Source organism: Microbulbifer flavimaris (assembly GCF_001641755.2).
Taxonomy (GTDB): domain Bacteria; phylum Pseudomonadota; class Gammaproteobacteria; order Pseudomonadales; family Cellvibrionaceae; genus Microbulbifer; species Microbulbifer flavimaris.
Genome location: NZ_LRFG02000004.1, coordinates 225,662 through 242,014 on the forward strand (window position 1 = coordinate 225,662; position 16,353 = coordinate 242,014).

Below are 16,353 nucleotides of genomic sequence, written 5' to 3' on the forward strand. Positions count from 1 at the left end.
GGGTACTTCTGCTTCAGACACGTTTGCCTCAATCCGGTATCAAGTTAACCGCCCTTTCATCGGGCGACTGTATTTAAAAGCGCTCGCGGTGCTCTCTTCGCGATTGCAAGCGCAACTGTTCAGTGAAAATCGCACAGCCCCATTTCCGCCGGCTCCGCTGCCAGTAACATCTGGCTGTGAATAAAGCTGTGGGGGGTACGGGGCAGGTAATGACGCAGCAGCGTCAGCACTGCCGAGGCCGGCTTGAGTCCACGGCGGTACTCGTCGATCAGCTGGGTCAGCTCCGCCTTTTCCTCCTTGCTGAGATATCCCTTGAGGTGCCCCTGGCTGTGCATCAGCGCGTTGGTCTTGTCCTTGCGGCTGGCCATATGGGTGAGGATATCCATCATGCGGGCGCGCACGTCCAGTGCCAGCTCCTCATGGTCCCGCCCCTTCGAGTTGGCCAGCACCCGCCCCAGTTCGCGGGTTTTGTCTTGGTGGTGCGCCAGCAACAGGTACTTGTAGGCAGTGAAGAACTCGATGATGTGCGCCGGGCTCGGCTCCTCCTGCACATAGCGGAACCAGGCATCGTAAGCGAATACCCGGGTCAGGAAGTTCTCACGGATCTCATTGCTGTTGAGGCGGCCCACCTCTTCCATCGGCAGGTCCGGGAAGCGCTCCCGCAGCCGCTGTGCGTAGACGCCCATGCCGTCATTGTCGTGGCCGTGCCCGTTGGGCAGGTAGCGCCGGATACCCTTGAGGCCGCAGCTGGGGGAGTTCTGCATAAAAATGTAGCCGCGCACCTGCTGCAACTGCGGGACCATGCTGTCCGCATAGTCCTTTAATGGCTGGGTGACATCGAGCGTCGGGTCGTCCACCCCGAGCACGCGAATTTCGGCATCAGCCGAGGTGTCGCTCTTCACCAGGCGAATGGGCTGACGTGGCACACCCATACCGATCGCCACTTCAGGGCACAGTGGCACATAGTCGAATACGCGCCCCAGCAACTGGGTGCAGATCTTGCTGTGCTTGTGTCCGCCGTTATAGCGCACTGCGTCCCCCATGGCGCACTGACTGATGGCCACGGGAATTTTTTCCGCCTGCAACTCGATTTTCATCACACCTGTACACCTTTGAAGATTTGTACAAGTTATAACTCCTCACTCCACCCTGTACAAGTTTTATTTTTGTACAATGCAGATACAGACGGATAACCCCACCCTAGACTCGGGGAGCGCCAGCCGCGATTTTTGTCCTGTTGCCGACAGTGACCCGGAAGGCCGCTTGCGCCACAGTGCGCCACCGCTAAAATGCCAGACCCCCTGAGAGCTACGGACATAGCCATGATTCCAGCACTGCGTGAAGTCGATCCGGTTCAGGCCCTTTACCTGCAGTTCCTGCAGGCGTTGCGCGACGGCGGATTCCGCGGCGACCTGACTCCCAGCTATGCCAGTCGAACGGTGCTGGCCACCGACAACTCCATTTACCAGGTGTTGCCGCAGGCGGTGGTCTACCCGCGGGATACCCACGACCTCCAACTGCTGGGTGAGCTGGCAGACCGGGAGGAGTTCCAGCAGGTGGTGCTGTCCCCACGCGGCGGCGGAACCGGCACCAACGGCCAGTCTCTCACCGACGGGCTGGTGGTGGATATTTCCCGGCACATGAACCGCATTCTCGAGATCAACGCCGAGGAGCGCTGGGTGCGGGTACAGGCCGGGGTGGTCAAGGACCAACTCAACGCGGCACTAAAGCCCCACGGGCTGTTCTTCGCTCCGGAGCTCTCCACCAGCAACCGGGCCACCATTGGCGGCATGATCAATACTGACGCCTCTGGCCAGGGTTCCTGTGTTTACGGCAAGACCCGCGACCACGTACTGGAACTCGCCACCGTATTGCTCGGCGGCGAGCTGTGGCACTCCACCCCGCTGAGCGACAGTGAACTGGCAGAAGTCGCCGGGCAGGACGGCCGCGCCGGCCGCGTGCACCGGATCTGTGACGAGATCGCCCGGGACAAAGCCAAACTGATCGAGCAGCGCTTCCCCAAGCTCAACCGCTGCCTGACCGGCTACGACCTGGCCCACCTGCGCGAGGGCGAGGGTGACGGAGAGCAGGCGCAATTCAACCTGAATAGCGTCCTCTGCGGCTCCGAGGGCACTCTGGGCTTTATTGCCGAAGCCAAGCTGAATGTGCTGCCGATCCCCAAGTGCGTGGCGCTGGTCAACCTCAAGTACGACAACTTTCAGGATGCCCTGCGCGACGCCAATGACCTGATGGAAGCCGGTCCCACGTCCATCGAAACCGTGGACAGCAAGGTATTGCAGCTGGCGATGGAGGACATCGTCTGGCACAGCGTGAGCGAGTTCTTCCCCGCAGACGACCGGCCGGTGCGCGGCATCAACCTGGTGGAGTACACGGCGGACTCGGAAGAGGCCCTGGAGGAGGCGCTGCAGCGCTTCACTGCGCTGATCGACAGCGTGATCGGCCACCCGGGCAAGAGCTTTGGCTACTCCATCGCCCGCGGGCACGGTGAGGTCAACCGCATCTGGGCCATGCGCAAACGGGCCGTGGGCCTGCTCGGCAATGCCGAGGGAGAGAAGCGCCCCATACCGTTCGTCGAAGACACCTGCGTGCCACCGGAACACCTGGCGGACTTTATCGCCGAGTTCCGCGGCGTACTGGATGAAGCCGGCCTGGCCTACGGTATGTTCGGCCACGTCGACGCGGGCGTATTGCACGTGCGCCCGGCCATCGACATGAAGGATCCTGAACAGGCGGCCATGATCCGCCCCATTACCGATAAGGTGGTGGCGCTGACACAAAAATACAAAGGACTGCTGTGGGGCGAGCACGGCAAGGGTGTGCGCTCGGAGTACGCACCGGAATTCTTCGGCGAACTGTATCCGGAACTGCAGAAAGTCAAAGCGGCTTTTGACCCCCGCAACCAGCTCAACCCCGGCAAGATTGCCACCCCCAGCCGCGCCTCCGGGCTGCTGAAAATCGACGAGGTCCCCACCCGCGGCGAGCAGGACCGACAGATTCCGGTACAGGTCTGGGACGGCTACAGCGAGGGCGTGCACTGCAACGGCAATGGCGCCTGCTTCAACTGGGATCCGGACTCAGCCATGTGCCCCTCCTATAAGGCCACGCGGGAGCGGATACACTCCCCCAAGGGCCGTGCCTCACTGATGCGCGAGTGGCTGCGCCTGCTCAGCGCGCGGGGCGTGGACGCGGTGGAAACCAGCCAGAAATTCCGCGAGCGCTCCTTCTTTGTGGGCTTGCCGGGGCGTATCAAGAATTCCCTGGCCAAAGCCCGTGGCGAGTACGATTTCAACCACGAAGTAAACGAGGCCATGCAGGGCTGCCTGGGCTGCAAATCCTGCGTTGGCCAGTGCCCCATCAAGGTGGACGTTCCGGAGTTTCGCGCCAAGTTCCTGGAGCTCTATTACAGCCGCTACCTGCGACCGCTGAAGGACTATTTCGTCGGTGCGCTCGAATTCGTGATGCCGCACCTCTCGCGGGCGCCCCAGCTGTATAACTGGCCCTTGAAGTTCGCGCCGGTGCGCTGGCTGCTGGAGCGCGGCCTCGGTCTCGCCGATAGTCCCGACCTGTCGCGCAAGACCCTGCGCGATGAAATGGAAGAGCTGGGCGTACCCCTGGCCCGACCCGCATGCCTGGCAGCGCTGGGGCCGGAGCAGCGCAGCCGCGCAGTCATCATTGTGCAGGATGCGTTCACCAGTTATTTCGACGCCCAGGTGGTGGCAGATGCGTTGCGCCTGCTGAAACAGCTGGACTTTTACCCGCTGGTGGCGCCGTTTCGCGCCAACGGCAAACCCCTGCATGTGCACGGTTTCCTCGGCCCGTTCCGCCGCGTCGCCCAGTCCAACAGCGAAATGCTGCAGGAACTGTCCAGCAGCGGCATCCCGCTGGTGGGAATCGATCCCTCCATGACGCTCACCTACCGCTCGGAGTACCGCAAGGTGCTCGGTGAGGGAGCTCCCTCCGTACAATTGCTACAGGAGTGGCTGGCAAGCCAGCGGGAGCACCTGGAGCGGCAGCAGCCGCGACTCCGGGCCGGCAGCTTCCGCCTGCTGCCCCATTGCAGCGAACAGACGAACGCCGCCGCTTCCCTGAAGGATTGGCGCGCGATCTTCGAGGCGCTGGGGCTGGAACTGCACACCGAAGCGCTCGGCTGTTGCGGCATGGCTGGCACCTATGGTCACGAAACCGCCAACAAAGAGACCTCCCGCACCATCTTCCAGCAGTCCTGGGCGCCGCGTCTTAACGGCGACAACCAGTCAACCCTGGCCAGTGGCTACTCGTGCCGCTGCCAGAGTAAGCGCTTCGCGGGTGTGACCCTGCGCCATCCGCTGCAGGGATTGCTGGCACAAATGTCCGATTCGCGGTTTACTGAGTGATATGTGATCAGGGCGCGAGGGAAGCGCGCCCCAGTGAAACCCGGTACCGTGTTGATAGCCATGTCGAATCTCCTCAACCGCCAGCTCCTCAAGCAGTTAGTAGTCTGCGTCGCCCTGCTGGCCCCCGCGGCTGACGCGACCGAATCCGCCCCGGACCTGGTGGCAGAGGCCGAGGCCCTGGCACAGGAAGGCGACTACGATGCCGCCCTGCCCCTCTACGAGCAGGCAATTGCCGAGCTGGAGGAGGAGCCGCGCGCCCAGCACAACCTGCGCTACCGCTATGGCATCATTCTCAGCGCCCTCGGCGGCGCGCTGCGTCCGGACCTCTACCCCCTGGCAAGGGCCCAGTTCGAATCGGTGCTGGATTTCCTCGACAGTGGGGCGTCGCTACCCCACTCCCCCGCCCGCGTACGCTCCGCGCTCGCACACACCTACCACCAGCAGGCCGCCACGGCGGAAGCTGGCAAGCAGGTGGACCTGCTGCGCAACGCCTATTTCCTCTATAAGGGCGCCGTGCCTGAGCTCGCAACCCAGAGAGAGTGGCACAACCTCGCTATCACCTATTTCAACCTGGGACAGGTGTGCGAGTGGCAGGGCAATCTGGTGGAGGCCGTGGACTGGCTGGAAAAGGCAGTCGAACTGGATATGGAGCACGGGTTTGCCGACCTGGAAGAGGATCGCGCCTACCTGCTGGCTTTGCGCGAGCAGCTGAACCCGCCTGCCCAGGCCACCACCACCGCTCTCTGACCTGCCGCAAACGTCGCCAAGACAACGCTGCCAACTATTGGTGACAGCGCTGACATCGACCTATCTCCCCTGAAAGCTCGGATTCCATCGCCAGTCACCTGACTTTTGACAGGGTTTGACCAAACGGTCGCAAATAGTTGGGGGAGAATTTTTTACTTTCAAAGGCAGGGTTAGAAACCGAATTTCCGATCCTGACCCATTCCTGATTAGAAAGACATCGCTGTCATTACTGTTTGTTGGTGGTGGATTCCATTGCTCAAATGACCAACACACACTGATCATTTATTAATCAATCGCGCATTTGAAAGAATGCTATTCCCACAGGAGCGGAAACACAGGGATGGATTGCCATTCTACCGCTCGAAAACGCCCTCCCGTACGGCCCGGAGATCATTGCACAGAAAATATTTGATAACCCGGGGCTGACCCGTAATATAGCCACCACTGTTCAAATATTGATCAGTTATTTCCAAAAGTACTTGGAAGCTTCGCAAGCACCTCTTGGCTTGTGACCGTTTGAATCTCGGAGGTATCGGGACATGATGAAACAGACTCTGCGCAATTGGGTATTTTTTGTAACTGCCGTTCTGGCGGGTTCCTTCAGCCTCAGCGCGTCTGCAGCAATCGAAAAGACCATGACTGTTGATGCGACTGCATACAACTCTGTGCCCGGCCAGACCGATGACGATCCCTGGGTAGCAGCGTGGAACAACCGTCTGCGTCCGGGTGACAAGATCATCGCAGTGTCCCGCGACCTGGAAAAGCACGGCCTGACCAACGGCGCCAAGGTAAAAATTGAAGGTCTGCCCGGTACCTACACCGTGCGTGACCGTATGAACAAGCGCTTCACCAACCGCATCGACGTGTGGATGGAAAAAGACATCAAGAAAGCCCGCCAGTGGGGTAAGAAGAAGCTGAAGATCGTCTTCAAGCCGGTCAAGTAATCGCTGAACTAGCGACGATAGAGAGAACAATCCTAAAAACCGCGGCTAACCGCGGCCTGAACGCCCCGCCTCCGAGCGGGGCTTTTTTATGGCCGCCGGACACTGCCCAGCCCAATCCAACCCCGCCAGTCTCAGGGCTCGATCTCCGCCTCAATGCCAGGCAACTCCCGGCACTCGCTGTGCCCCAGGTGAAAGAGCTCCGGCCGGTACTGCTTGCTGTAGCGGTGCTCCAATCCCTGCTCGCCAAAAAGAATCAGGTAGGTATCGTGATTCCAGCCAACGGGGCCGCGGTATTCACTGAGCCATAACAATGCGGCCTGCCCCTCATAACAGCGGCCGTAGAAGAAGCGGGTCTTCTCCACCAGCGCCTTGCTCTGGTAATCGCGATAGTTGCCCGGGTAGGTATAACGGGCCGCAGCCTGGGAAATCCGCTCGACAAAACCATTGCGAGGCACAATCTTGCGAACGTAGAGCGCCGTATTCTCATCGCAGCCGATGCAATGACGACCAGCGATGATGGCAAAGCCCCGCAGTTCCGCCAGCAGCCGGGCCTCAGCCAGCCCCGTTTCCAGAACCCTCTGGTCGGACAGGGTCACCGGTACTGCGTGCAACGGCCGCAATGGCAGTAACGCGAGTAAGCCGACCGATAGTAATAACAGTAAGGGGGAAGAAATACGGGATAGAGTCATGGATCGCGGAACCGCTCGCTGCTGCCAATTGGTACCCCCGAAAACACAAGCTCCTGGTGTTTCCGGGGGCACCGCGATTGGGTCGTGTGCTGTCACACTGTCGCGATTCCCTTCACTCTTTAACGATAGCAGTCTTCAGCAATGGTGCTTCAGGTTCACCACAACTCCCCGCTCCGAGTGGTCACCGCGCGCAAGGATACCGGCACAGGCGCAAGAGAGGCACTGCGGGAATGCTGGTTTAGGGGGTTGGACAAACTCACGGGGGATAGGCAATGGGTCAGCCCGCGGAATGCAGGGCAATCCAAGTTACGGGGAAATCGAAGTTGCCGGGAAAGGACGACTGGAAAAACCCGTCGTCCCCGCACAGGGAGTGGCAAGCAGAGGAGAGGCGGCGCCTCTCTTCATGCCCTCATGTCCCCATGGAATGATCAGGTCTCGTCCTCTTCCTCCACCGGACCGACAAAGGTCTCGATCCCCTCGTCGCGAAGCGCTTCCAGGGCCTCTTCCAATGCGTCTTCCTCGGTGTCGAATGGGTCTTCCCACACCGTGGAGTTATCGTCCTCATCGATGATTTCGAGCAGCCAACTGCCGTCGCCATCCTCGTAAATATCGATTTGAACCGTATGGTCGCCTTCCCGGTAAGACCGGCTCAGGGGAGACTCTTTGGGAACGAACTCTTCTTCCATGGAAACAGCCTCGCTGTGGGCAGGTGGGGCAAACGTAAAAGTCGCGCCACTTTGACAACTTGCGGCCCACTGGTCAATAACAAGTCACTGCCCAATAAATGTACGACAAATCCGCTCGGGTGGGATAAAATGCGCGGCGATTTTCACCCCCGGCTCGCAGCCGGGGATTCCGTTGCTCCGGATTTACGCTCCGGCCCGCAAGAGGTAAAACCATGAAACCAGTCGTAGTCTGTGCGCTGTACAAGTTCATCTCCCTGGACGACTTTGAATCCCTGCGCGAACCCCTCCTGAACGTCATGCTCGAGAACCAGGTCCGCGGCACCCTGCTGCTGGCCAAAGAGGGCATCAACGGTACCGTCGCCGGCTCCCGAGAGGGCATCGACGCGCTGCTCGCCCACCTGCAATCCGACCCGCGCCTGGCGGAACTGGATTACAAGGAATCGTTTACCGGGGAAATGCCCTTCCTGCGCAGCAAGGTGAAGCTCAAGCGCGAGATCGTCACCATGGGTGTCGAGGGCATCGACCCCCGCCGCACCGTTGGCACCTATGTAAAGCCACAGGACTGGAACGCACTGATCAGCGATCCGGAAGTGCTGCTGATCGATACCCGTAACGATTACGAGTTTCAGGTCGGCACCTTCGAAAATGCCATCAATCCCAAGACCGAATCTTTCCGCGAGTTCCCCGACTACGTGAAGGAGCACCTGGACCCCGAAAAACACAAGAAAGTGGCCATGTTCTGTACCGGCGGCATCCGCTGTGAGAAGTCCACCGCGTTTCTGAAAGAGCAGGGGTTCGACGAGGTGTACCACCTGCAGGGCGGCATCCTGAAATACCTGGAGGACGTGCCCAAGGAAGAGACCCTGTGGAACGGGGAGTGCTTCGTCTTTGACGAACGGGTGACCGTGAACCACGACCTGGAGCGAGGCAATTACCAGCAGTGCAACGCCTGCCGCATGCCCGTCACCGAAGAGGAAATGCAGTCACCGAAATTCGAGCAGGGGGTGAGCTGCCCGCACTGCTTCGACAAGGTGTCCGAGGCCGATCGCGCCCGCTACCGCGAGCGGGAGAAGCAGATCCAGCTGGCCAAGCAGCGTGGCGAGCAGCATATCGGCCAGGACGCCCGCGAAATCACCGCCGCCCGCCGCCGCGAGAAGTACGAGCAGCGCCGCCAGCAGGCCGAAGCCGCACGCGCCGCACAGAAGGCCTGAACCTGAGCCCGGGTCAGCCGGGCACCAGCCCCACTGCGCGCAGCCAATGGCAGGCAGCCTGCTCGCTGAAGAACTGGCGGACCAGCAGGCCGCGCTGCTGCGACGCGCGGTCGGTGGCGGCCATGGGATTACCGCAGGCATCGTGCAGCACCGCGATTCGCGCAGTGGCGAACCCCTTGAGGCCCGACAGCAACTCGGCGATTTGCTGGTTCTCGGCAGGCATGACCCGCACCACCACCCCGCGCGCATCGAGCAGGATGCGCATGGGTGAAAGATGCCCAAACTTCTCCGCCAGGTAGCGCGAGGTGCACGCCATTTCCGCGAAGGTCACCTCACTGGTAGGCGTGAGGCGCAGGATGCGCCCGGGCATCTGGACCCTGACCTGTGTATTTGCCGGTCCCATACCGACCTCCTGCCTGATTTCGACACTGCAAAGCACCGCATGGCACCTGCTGGTTCCACCAAGTTATGACACTTGTATGACGGAAGGATGACAGCCGCCCCCCGGCCCGGCTCAACGTCCGGCTCACTCGTCTCGCCCACCTCTCACCCACCTCTCACCCACCTCTCACCAGCCGCTGCCAGAAATAGGGGCAGCGGTAACGGGAGGCAAAGCCGACCCGCCAACAAGCGCAAGTTTCCCCCCGCTGCAACAATCCCAGACGCCGCCAGACTTCGCCGCATCTGGCATAGAAATCATCGGCGGCGCCCCACTGCAGGTGGATGTTGTCATTCATTTCTACGTGTATCCCGTTTCATTGCTGCCAGCCCGGTCCCACCTGCGCCGCGACAACTTTTGCCGGTAACACGATGGTGATAACGTCACATCAGGATCCATAAGCAAATAATTTTAATTAAGCGATCCATGTCCCAGCCCCCCGGTTCCGCTCTCTCGCCGGACGACCACTGTCAGGAAGCAGCCGCTTTTAGTTGAGCAAAAACCAGTGAAAGCCTCTTGGGCCATCCCTCCGCCGCAAACTCGTGACGGAGAGATTCCCAGTCCCGCTTGAATGGAGATGACCATGCAAATGATACGAAGCACCTTTTCGGCCCTGCTCGTTAGCCTGATATTAACGCCACTGAATAGCTCGGCCGCCGAGCCAGACAGGAACGAGCCACAAGCCATCGATATCGTCACCCGCGAATACACCATTGAGGGGCCAGAAAAGCTCGACCTTGGCTGGCACCGCTTCCGCTTTCGCAATCTTGGGGGGCAGGCGCATTTCGTGGCGTTTTATAAACTGGTGGAGGGCAAAACCATTGAAGATCAGCTCAGGGAGGTCGTGCCAGTATTCGACCCACTGATGGAGGGCCTGCGCAGTGGTGAGCTGACCAAGGCGGACATAGGCCCGTTCCTGCAGGAACATATGCCCGCGTGGGGCATGCAGATGACCTGGGCGGGTGGCCCGGGCCTGATGGCTCCCGGTAAGATTTCCTATGCCACCATCGAGCTCACGGAGCCGGGTATCTACCTGATGGAGTGCTACGTGAAGGCGCCGGACGGCCAGTGGCATACCTCCATGGGCATGCTGCAGCAGGTGGAAGTGACCAGTGAGAGGGGCGGAATCCCCGAGCCCAAAGCGGACAGCGAGGTGTCCGTGCGCAACGCGGGCATCGAGGCCCCGACCAGGCTACCCGCCGGCCCGCAAACCATCCGCGTCAATTTTCTCGAGAATCCGCCCGGCCCCGTGCCCTTTGACCTGCACCTGGCCAGACTGGATAGTGACACGGATCTCGACAAGGTCGCCCACTGGATGGACTGGAGCAATGTCGGCGGACTGCGGGCACCAGCACCAGTCGAGTTCGTCGGCGGCATGGAACAGCTCCCCGCCGGCAACCACGGCTACGTCACTGTCGACCTGAAGCCGGGGCGCTACCTGTGGATCTCGAAGAGTAATGCCGGCGAGATGAATTCGACATTTGAGGTCGAGTAGCCGTATAACCCCGACATTTCAGGACACCGGTGGCTGCCGCGCCGGTGTCTTCGGCTGCTACGCCGGCGCGACTCCAATCATCCGATCTCGATTTCCGGCCCGGCGCCCTGCTCCGCACTGAGCCAGATTTCCGCGGCAGCGCGCCGGGCAATCTCGCGGTAGTGCTGTGCCACTTCACTGTCCGGCTCGGCGATGACGCTCGGCAGGCCGCGATCGGTGCCCTCGCGGATGGCCATCGCCAGCGGCAACTGCCCCAGCAGGCCGGTATCGTACTCCGCGGCAATCCTCTCGCCGCCGCCGCTGCCGAACACGGGCTCGGTATGGCCGCACTGGCTGCAGGTGTGCAGGGACATGTTCTCGACAATCCCCAGCACCGGCACCGACACCTTGCGGAACATTTCCACACCCTTGATCGCGTCCACCAGAGCCAGGTCCTGGGGAGTCGTCACGATCACGGCGCCGGCCAGGCGCGCTTTCTGGGCCAGGGTCAGCTGGATATCGCCGGTGCCCGGGGGCATATCCACGATCAGGTAGTCCAGTTCGCCGCCATCGTCGCACCACAGGGTCTGGGTGAGGATCTGGTTGAGGGCACCGCTGGCCATGGGCCCGCGCCATACCGCCGGGGTATCCTCCGTCAGCAAATAACCGAGGGACATGGTCTTGAGGCCGTGGGCCTCCACCGGCAGGAAGAACTTGTGTTCTTTCACTTTCGGTCGTACGCCCTCGGTGCCGAGCATGGTGGGAAGGCTGGGGCCGTAAATATCGGCATCCAGGAGACCGACGCTGGCACCTTCCGCAGCCAGCGCCAGCGCCAGGTTGACGGCAGTGGTGGACTTGCCCACGCCGCCCTTGCCGGAGGCCACCGCGACAATGTTCTTCACGCCGCGCAAGTGCTCAGGCACCTCGCCAGCCTCGGTGGTGGGAACCTCACTGAACAGCTCGAAGTGCAGGTGCGCCTCCCCCAGCGGGCCACCGCGCAGGGTTGGCATGCAGGCCTCCTGAATACGATCACGCCAGTCATCTTCCTGGCTGTCACAGGGGTAGCCGAGGGTAATGCCCACCAGGACGCTACCGTCTTCATAGCCCACCTCGATATCCGCATCGAGCTCGTCGAGGATCCGCCCGCTGGCCGGGTCGTGCAGGCTGCCGAGGCATTCCGCCAACCGTTCCAGTTCCGCCTGCGCCCCCTCGGGCAGGTCCCCGTGGTCATGCTCGTGTTCACTCACGTCACTGTCCCCTGTTCCGCTATCTGTCAAAATTTGCGTGCATTGTGCGGTATGGCTCGAACCAGCGCCAGCGGCGCCCCGCGGGTGCCGCGCAGGCCGCATATCTGCTATATTCGCCGGTCTTTTACGGGGCCGCCAAACGCGGCCGGAAACTGTCTGTCATGGAAAAATCGATGTCCGAATCGCGCCCCCAAGCCCGTAACATCCTCGTGACCAGTGCACTGCCCTACGCCAACGGCTCCCTGCACCTCGGGCACATCCTGGAGTACATCCAGACTGACATCTGGGCCCGCTTCCAGCGCGCTCGCGGCCACCACTGCCTGTACATGTGCGCCGACGATGCCCACGGCACCGCCATCATGCTGAAGGCCGAGCAGCTGGGCCTGACCGCGGAGCAGCACATCGCCAACATGCAGGCGGAGCACGAGCGCGACTTCAGCGACTTCCTGATCGGGGTGGATAACTACCACTCCACCCACTCGGAAGAAAACCGCGAACTGTCCGCGATGATTTACCAGCGCCTGCGGGACAACGGGCACATTGCCTCGCGCACCATCACCCAGGCGTTCGATCCGGAGAAAGAGCTCTTTCTCGCCGACCGCTATATCAAGGGTACCTGCCCGCGCTGTAAAACGCCGGACCAGTATGGCGACAACTGTGAGGCCTGTGGCGCCACCTACAGCCCCACCGAGCTGATCGACCCGGTTTCCGCCATCTCCGGCGCCACCCCGGTCGAAAAGGAGTCCGAGCACTTCTTCTTTACCCTGCCGGAATTTACCGATTTCCTGAAGCAGTGGACCCGCTCCGGCACCCTGCAGAGCGAAGTGGCCAACAAGCTTTCCGAGTGGCTGGACGAGGGCCTGCAGGAGTGGGATATCTCCCGCGATGCGCCCTACTTCGGCTTCGAGATTCCCGACGCACCGGGCAAGTATTTCTATGTCTGGCTGGACGCGCCCATCGGCTATATGGCCAGCCTGAAGAATTACTGCGACGCAAAGGGCCTCGACTGGCTGGACTACTGGAAGAAAGACAGCGACGCCGAGGTGTATCACTTTATCGGCAAGGATATCGTCAACTTCCACGCGCTGTTCTGGCCGGCGATGCTGGACTCCGCCGACTTCCGTACCCCCACCAAGGTGTGCGTGCACGGCTTCCTGACCGTCAACGGCAAGAAAATGTCCAAGTCCCGCGGCACTTTTATCAATGCGCGCAACTACCTGGACCACCTGCACCCGGAATACCTGCGCTACTACTTCGCCGCCAAGCTGACCGGCGGGGTCGACGACCTGGACCTGAACCTGGAAGACTTCATCGCCAAGGTGAATTCCGACCTGGTGGGCAAGGTGGTCAATATCGCCTCGCGCACCGCCAAGTTCGTCAGCAAGTCCGGCGGCATCCTCGCCGAACAACTGGCGGACGAGCCCCTGTGGAACCAGTTTGTCGAGGCGGCCCCGCGGATCGCCGACTTTTACGAGAGCCGCGAGTATGCCCGCGCCATGCGCGAAATCATGGCCCTCGCCGACGCCGCCAACGCTTGGATCGCCGACAAGGCGCCCTGGTCCCTGGCCAAAGAAGAGGGCAAGGAAGACGAGGTACTGGCCATCTGCTCCCAGGGTGTGAATATGTTCCGTGCCCTGATTACCTGGCTGGCGCCGGTGCTGCCGGAAACCGCCAAAAAAGCGGAGGCTTTCCTGGGTGCCGAACTGGACTGGCACAGTGCCACCACACCGCTGGCAGGCCACACCATCAACAAGTTCAAGCCGCTGATGCAGCGCATCGAGCAGAAGCAGGTGGACGCCATTCTCGAGGCCGCAAAGGAATCCCTGGCCCAGCTGCAGGCCGAGACCGCCGGCGAGCAGAAAACCGGCCCACTGGCCGACGATCCCATCGCCGATGAGATCCAGTTTGACGACTTCGCCAAGGTTGACCTGCGCATTGCGCTGATCGCCAATGCCGAACACGTGGAAGGCGCCGGCAAGCTGCTGAAGCTGACCCTCGACCTGGGCGGTGAAACCCGCCAGGTTTTTGCAGGCATCAAGAGCGCTTACAAACCGGAAGACCTGGTCGGCAAGCACACCGTGATGGTGGCCAACCTGGCGCCGCGCAAGATGCGCTTCGGTGTCTCCGAGGGTATGGTGCTGGCAGCCGGGCCCGGCGGCAAAGACCTGTGGATCCTGGAGCCCCACGCCGGTGCACAGCCAGGCATGCGGGTGATGTAGTTTTTCGACAGAAAATTTTTTATAGGACATCGGCCCCCACCCGGTGTCTGCGGACTACCACCAGGCCATAAATTGAAGGCAAAGTACCGGGACGGGTATTTCGAACCGTCGGCGACAGGACGTCCCCGACGGAGCGTACAGGGACGTATTTACAGCGTTTCGAAATACCCCTCCCGGTGCTTTGCCGCCACTCCACTCTGGAACCACCTCCTCGGCCCTTGCCAGGGTACTTAGTTCGAATATTCAGGCCGCCGTTCTCCGCTATCTGGCCGATCGGCCACTGGCAAAACACTGTAAGCGGCATTAAGAAAAGGAGACTCAGACAATGCGCGGTGTTTTTCTCGATACCCTGACCATGAAGCTGGAACAGCTGGACTGCAGCGGGCTCGAAGGCTGCCTGGAGCAATGGGATTTTTTCGAGACCACAAAACCCGAACAGGTCGCCGAACGCATTGCCGGTGCGGATGTGGTCATCACCAACAAGGTGGTACTGGACCGCGAGCTGATTATGGGCGCCGGTAATCTCAAGCTGATCTGCGTGTGTGCCACCGGCACCAACAATATCGACCTCGAGGCGGCCGACGAGCGAGGTATTCCAGTCCGCAATGTGCACGGTTATGCCGGAGCCTCCGTACCACAACACGCATTGGCGCTGATACTCGCTCTCGCCACCCGCCTGCACCAGTACAACAGTGACGTCAAAGCGGGCCGCTGGAGTGAGTCGCCGGTGTTCTGCATGCTCGATTACCCGGTGATGGAACTGGCGGGCAAGAATCTGGGCATCATCGGCTACGGCGATCTCGGACGCAGGACCGCCGAGTTGGGCAAGGCCCTGGGAATGAAGGTGCTGGTGGCAGAATCCTTCAGCGGGGAAAAGAAGTCGGGCCGAATCCCGCTCGACCAGCTGCTAAGGGAAGCGGATGTGATCAGCCTGCATTGCCCACTTACGACAGCGACCGACCAGCTGGTAAATCACGAGTTTCTGGCTGCCATGAAGCGCGGCGCCCTGCTGATCAACACTGCCCGCGGAGGCCTGGTGGACGAAGCCGCCCTTGCGGATGCGCTGCACAGTGGCCAACTGGGCGGCGCGGCACTGGATGTCCTCAGCGTGGAACCACCACCGGAAAACCATCCCCTGCTCGATCCGGATATTCCCAACCTGCTGCTAACCCCCCATAGCGCCTGGATCAGCAAGGAGAGCCGCCAGCGGCTGCTCAATGGCGTGGTCGACAATATCCAGCAGTGGCAGGCCACTCGGTAAGCCTGTTTCAGTCTGCAATCTAGCCTTGAGTATCAGGCCCGCTCGAATCCTCTTGCGGGTCGGATGCCCGGGCACACTCCCACCCCCAACCGGCCTGTTTCTCGGCAAACTCCCTGGCACGGGCTTCACAAAATCCCGCCTGGTATTGTGAGCGCCACAAGGTCTCGGTGCCGGAGGGCTTGGTGTATTGCACTTCGCAGGGCAGCCCGGCCGGGGGGCTCACCTGTACCACCTCAATGATCCGCTCACTATTGCCGAGCTTGCATACGAATCGCTCCTGCGCGCTTGCAGGCCCGAGCGCAAACAAGAGCATCAGGCCGCCCAGTACGGATGCCTTCGACGAATACGGCTCACTTTTAAAACCAGACATTCGAGTTCCTCCGGATAACAGCAGTGCGCCCACCGAGCCCGCTGACCCGGCGGGCGAACCAGCAGGTCCGTGGGGTTGATTGCCTCCCGGCACTTTAATGTAAGCTGCGCGTTACCGACGAGCCCGTATCAGTCACCGATACCATCGTGGCTACGATCATCAACGTACAGCCGGCGTGGCGATACTGTCTCTTCAGTCATATATCAACGGGGCAAGCCCCAGGCAGCCTCGTCATCGACAACCTCATCTCTCCGCAATTTAACAACTTTGGGGAAGCCCAATTATTTGTGGGATTTATCGACTGCGACTCTACTCTTGCCCCACAGTCAAAACTCTGTGAAGGAGGAATGTATGGCAAGCGCGAAACCCTCATCCAATTCATCCAATTCATCCAGTAGGGAAAAACTGCACCAGGCTTACAACCTGGCGGGTGAGGCGGCATCAGATACTGCATCGCATATCAAGGAGCGGGCAGCTGACAGAGCCGCACACCTCAGGGACCGCGCACGCTCTTCCGTAGAGCGCGGTAAGCACCGCGCCACTGATATGGAGCATCGTCTGGAGGAGTCTATCCAGCGCCACCCCCTGGTCAGCGTGGGTTGTGCCTTTGCCGCGGGCTGGCTGATCTCGAAAATTCTCAAGTAAGGATGTAAGCCCATCATTCTTGACGGG

General features: G+C 60.9%; 14 protein-coding genes. 8 read left to right on the forward strand and 6 right to left on the reverse strand.

Features of this window, described 5'->3' with window-relative positions:
• Positions 1-119 precede the first annotated feature (119 nt).
• Complete coding sequence (locus tag AWR36_RS12360; protein WP_067085387.1) at positions 120-1,097, reverse strand: YbgA family protein; 978 nt, start codon at positions 1,095-1,097, stop codon at positions 120-122.
• Between the two features lie 225 nt (positions 1,098-1,322).
• Between AWR36_RS12360 and ydiJ the strand changes: the two genes are divergently transcribed.
• The 3 genes from ydiJ (at position 1,323) to AWR36_RS12375 (ending at position 6,085) form a co-directional block, all read left to right on the forward strand.
• Complete coding sequence (gene ydiJ / locus AWR36_RS12365; RefSeq protein ID WP_067085389.1) at positions 1,323-4,394, forward strand: D-2-hydroxyglutarate dehydrogenase YdiJ; 3,072 nt, start codon at positions 1,323-1,325, stop codon at positions 4,392-4,394.
• A 33-nt stretch (positions 4,395-4,427) separates the two neighbouring features.
• Entirely contained in the window at positions 4,428-5,141 is a 714-nt protein-coding gene (locus AWR36_RS12370; protein WP_231745320.1) for a tetratricopeptide repeat protein, read from the forward strand.
• A gap of 539 nt (positions 5,142-5,680) precedes the next feature.
• Entirely contained in the window at positions 5,681-6,085 is a 405-nt protein-coding gene (locus AWR36_RS12375) for a 3D domain-containing protein (protein ID WP_231745321.1), read from the forward strand.
• Between the two features lie 131 nt (positions 6,086-6,216).
• On the opposite strand, the gene AWR36_RS12380 is transcribed toward AWR36_RS12375, so the two are convergent.
• Both AWR36_RS12380 and AWR36_RS12385 read right to left on the reverse strand, forming a co-directional pair.
• On the reverse strand, positions 6,217-6,681 hold the full coding sequence (locus tag AWR36_RS12380) for a hypothetical protein (RefSeq protein ID WP_067085393.1): 465 nt from the start codon (positions 6,679-6,681) through the stop codon (positions 6,217-6,219).
• 521 nt (positions 6,682-7,202) lie between these two features.
• Positions 7,203-7,460 carry a baseplate wedge protein 53 gene (locus AWR36_RS12385; protein WP_067085395.1) on the reverse strand — a complete coding sequence of 86 codons (258 nt, stop codon included), beginning with the start codon at positions 7,458-7,460 and terminating at the stop codon, positions 7,203-7,205.
• 212 nt (positions 7,461-7,672) lie between these two features.
• Between AWR36_RS12385 and trhO the strand changes: the two genes are divergently transcribed.
• Positions 7,673-8,671, forward strand: coding sequence for an oxygen-dependent tRNA uridine(34) hydroxylase TrhO (gene trhO / locus AWR36_RS12390; protein WP_067085397.1), 999 nt, complete (start codon positions 7,673-7,675; stop codon positions 8,669-8,671).
• A gap of 13 nt (positions 8,672-8,684) precedes the next feature.
• Here trhO and AWR36_RS12395 read toward each other — a convergent pair whose 3' ends face one another.
• Complete coding sequence (locus tag AWR36_RS12395) at positions 8,685-9,074, reverse strand: hypothetical protein (protein WP_067085399.1); 390 nt, start codon at positions 9,072-9,074, stop codon at positions 8,685-8,687.
• Positions 9,075-9,693: 619 nt separating this feature from the next.
• On the opposite strand from AWR36_RS12395, the gene AWR36_RS12400 reads away from it, so the two are divergent.
• Positions 9,694-10,605: a hypothetical protein gene (locus AWR36_RS12400; protein WP_141398530.1), complete on the forward strand. Its 912-nt coding sequence runs from the start codon at positions 9,694-9,696 to the stop codon at positions 10,603-10,605.
• A 77-nt stretch (positions 10,606-10,682) separates the two neighbouring features.
• On the opposite strand, the gene apbC is transcribed toward AWR36_RS12400, so the two are convergent.
• Entirely contained in the window at positions 10,683-11,831 is a 1,149-nt protein-coding gene (apbC, locus tag AWR36_RS12405; protein ID WP_269767054.1) for an iron-sulfur cluster carrier protein ApbC, read from the reverse strand.
• A 173-nt stretch (positions 11,832-12,004) separates the two neighbouring features.
• Between apbC and metG the strand changes: the two genes are divergently transcribed.
• Both metG and AWR36_RS12415 read left to right on the forward strand, forming a co-directional pair.
• Positions 12,005-14,050, forward strand: coding sequence for a methionine--tRNA ligase (gene metG, locus AWR36_RS12410; RefSeq protein WP_067085614.1), 2,046 nt, complete (start codon positions 12,005-12,007; stop codon positions 14,048-14,050).
• A 325-nt stretch (positions 14,051-14,375) separates the two neighbouring features.
• Positions 14,376-15,311, forward strand: coding sequence for a D-2-hydroxyacid dehydrogenase (locus AWR36_RS12415; RefSeq protein WP_067085403.1), 936 nt, complete (start codon positions 14,376-14,378; stop codon positions 15,309-15,311).
• A gap of 19 nt (positions 15,312-15,330) precedes the next feature.
• Here AWR36_RS12415 and AWR36_RS12420 read toward each other — a convergent pair whose 3' ends face one another.
• Positions 15,331-15,681 carry a hypothetical protein gene (locus AWR36_RS12420; RefSeq protein WP_067085405.1) on the reverse strand — a complete coding sequence of 117 codons (351 nt, stop codon included), beginning with the start codon at positions 15,679-15,681 and terminating at the stop codon, positions 15,331-15,333.
• 351 nt (positions 15,682-16,032) lie between these two features.
• Here AWR36_RS12420 and AWR36_RS12425 point away from each other — a divergent pair, with 351 nt between their 5' ends.
• On the forward strand, positions 16,033-16,326 hold the full coding sequence (locus tag AWR36_RS12425) for a DUF883 family protein (RefSeq protein WP_067085407.1): 294 nt from the start codon (positions 16,033-16,035) through the stop codon (positions 16,324-16,326).
• The last annotated feature ends 27 nt before the right edge of the window (positions 16,327-16,353 follow it).

Coding starts and splice junctions, on each gene's coding strand:
- AWR36_RS12360 (WP_067085387.1), bottom strand. CDS start 1,097: ATGAAAATCGAGTTGCAGGCGGAAAAAATTCCCGTGGCCATCAGTCAG.
- ydiJ (WP_067085389.1), top strand. CDS start 1,323: ATGATTCCAGCACTGCGTGAAGTCGATCCGGTTCAGGCCCTTTACCTG.
- AWR36_RS12375 (WP_231745321.1), top strand. CDS start 5,681: ATGATGAAACAGACTCTGCGCAATTGGGTATTTTTTGTAACTGCCGTT.
- AWR36_RS12385 (WP_067085395.1), bottom strand. CDS start 7,460: ATGGAAGAAGAGTTCGTTCCCAAAGAGTCTCCCCTGAGCCGGTCTTAC.
- trhO (WP_067085397.1), top strand. CDS start 7,673: ATGAAACCAGTCGTAGTCTGTGCGCTGTACAAGTTCATCTCCCTGGAC.
- AWR36_RS12395 (WP_067085399.1), bottom strand. CDS start 9,074: ATGGGACCGGCAAATACACAGGTCAGGGTCCAGATGCCCGGGCGCATC.
- AWR36_RS12400 (WP_141398530.1), top strand. CDS start 9,694: ATGCAAATGATACGAAGCACCTTTTCGGCCCTGCTCGTTAGCCTGATA.
- metG (WP_067085614.1), top strand. CDS start 12,005: ATGTCCGAATCGCGCCCCCAAGCCCGTAACATCCTCGTGACCAGTGCA.
- AWR36_RS12415 (WP_067085403.1), top strand. CDS start 14,376: ATGCGCGGTGTTTTTCTCGATACCCTGACCATGAAGCTGGAACAGCTG.
- AWR36_RS12420 (WP_067085405.1), bottom strand. CDS start 15,681: ATGTCTGGTTTTAAAAGTGAGCCGTATTCGTCGAAGGCATCCGTACTG.
- AWR36_RS12425 (WP_067085407.1), top strand. CDS start 16,033: ATGGCAAGCGCGAAACCCTCATCCAATTCATCCAATTCATCCAGTAGG.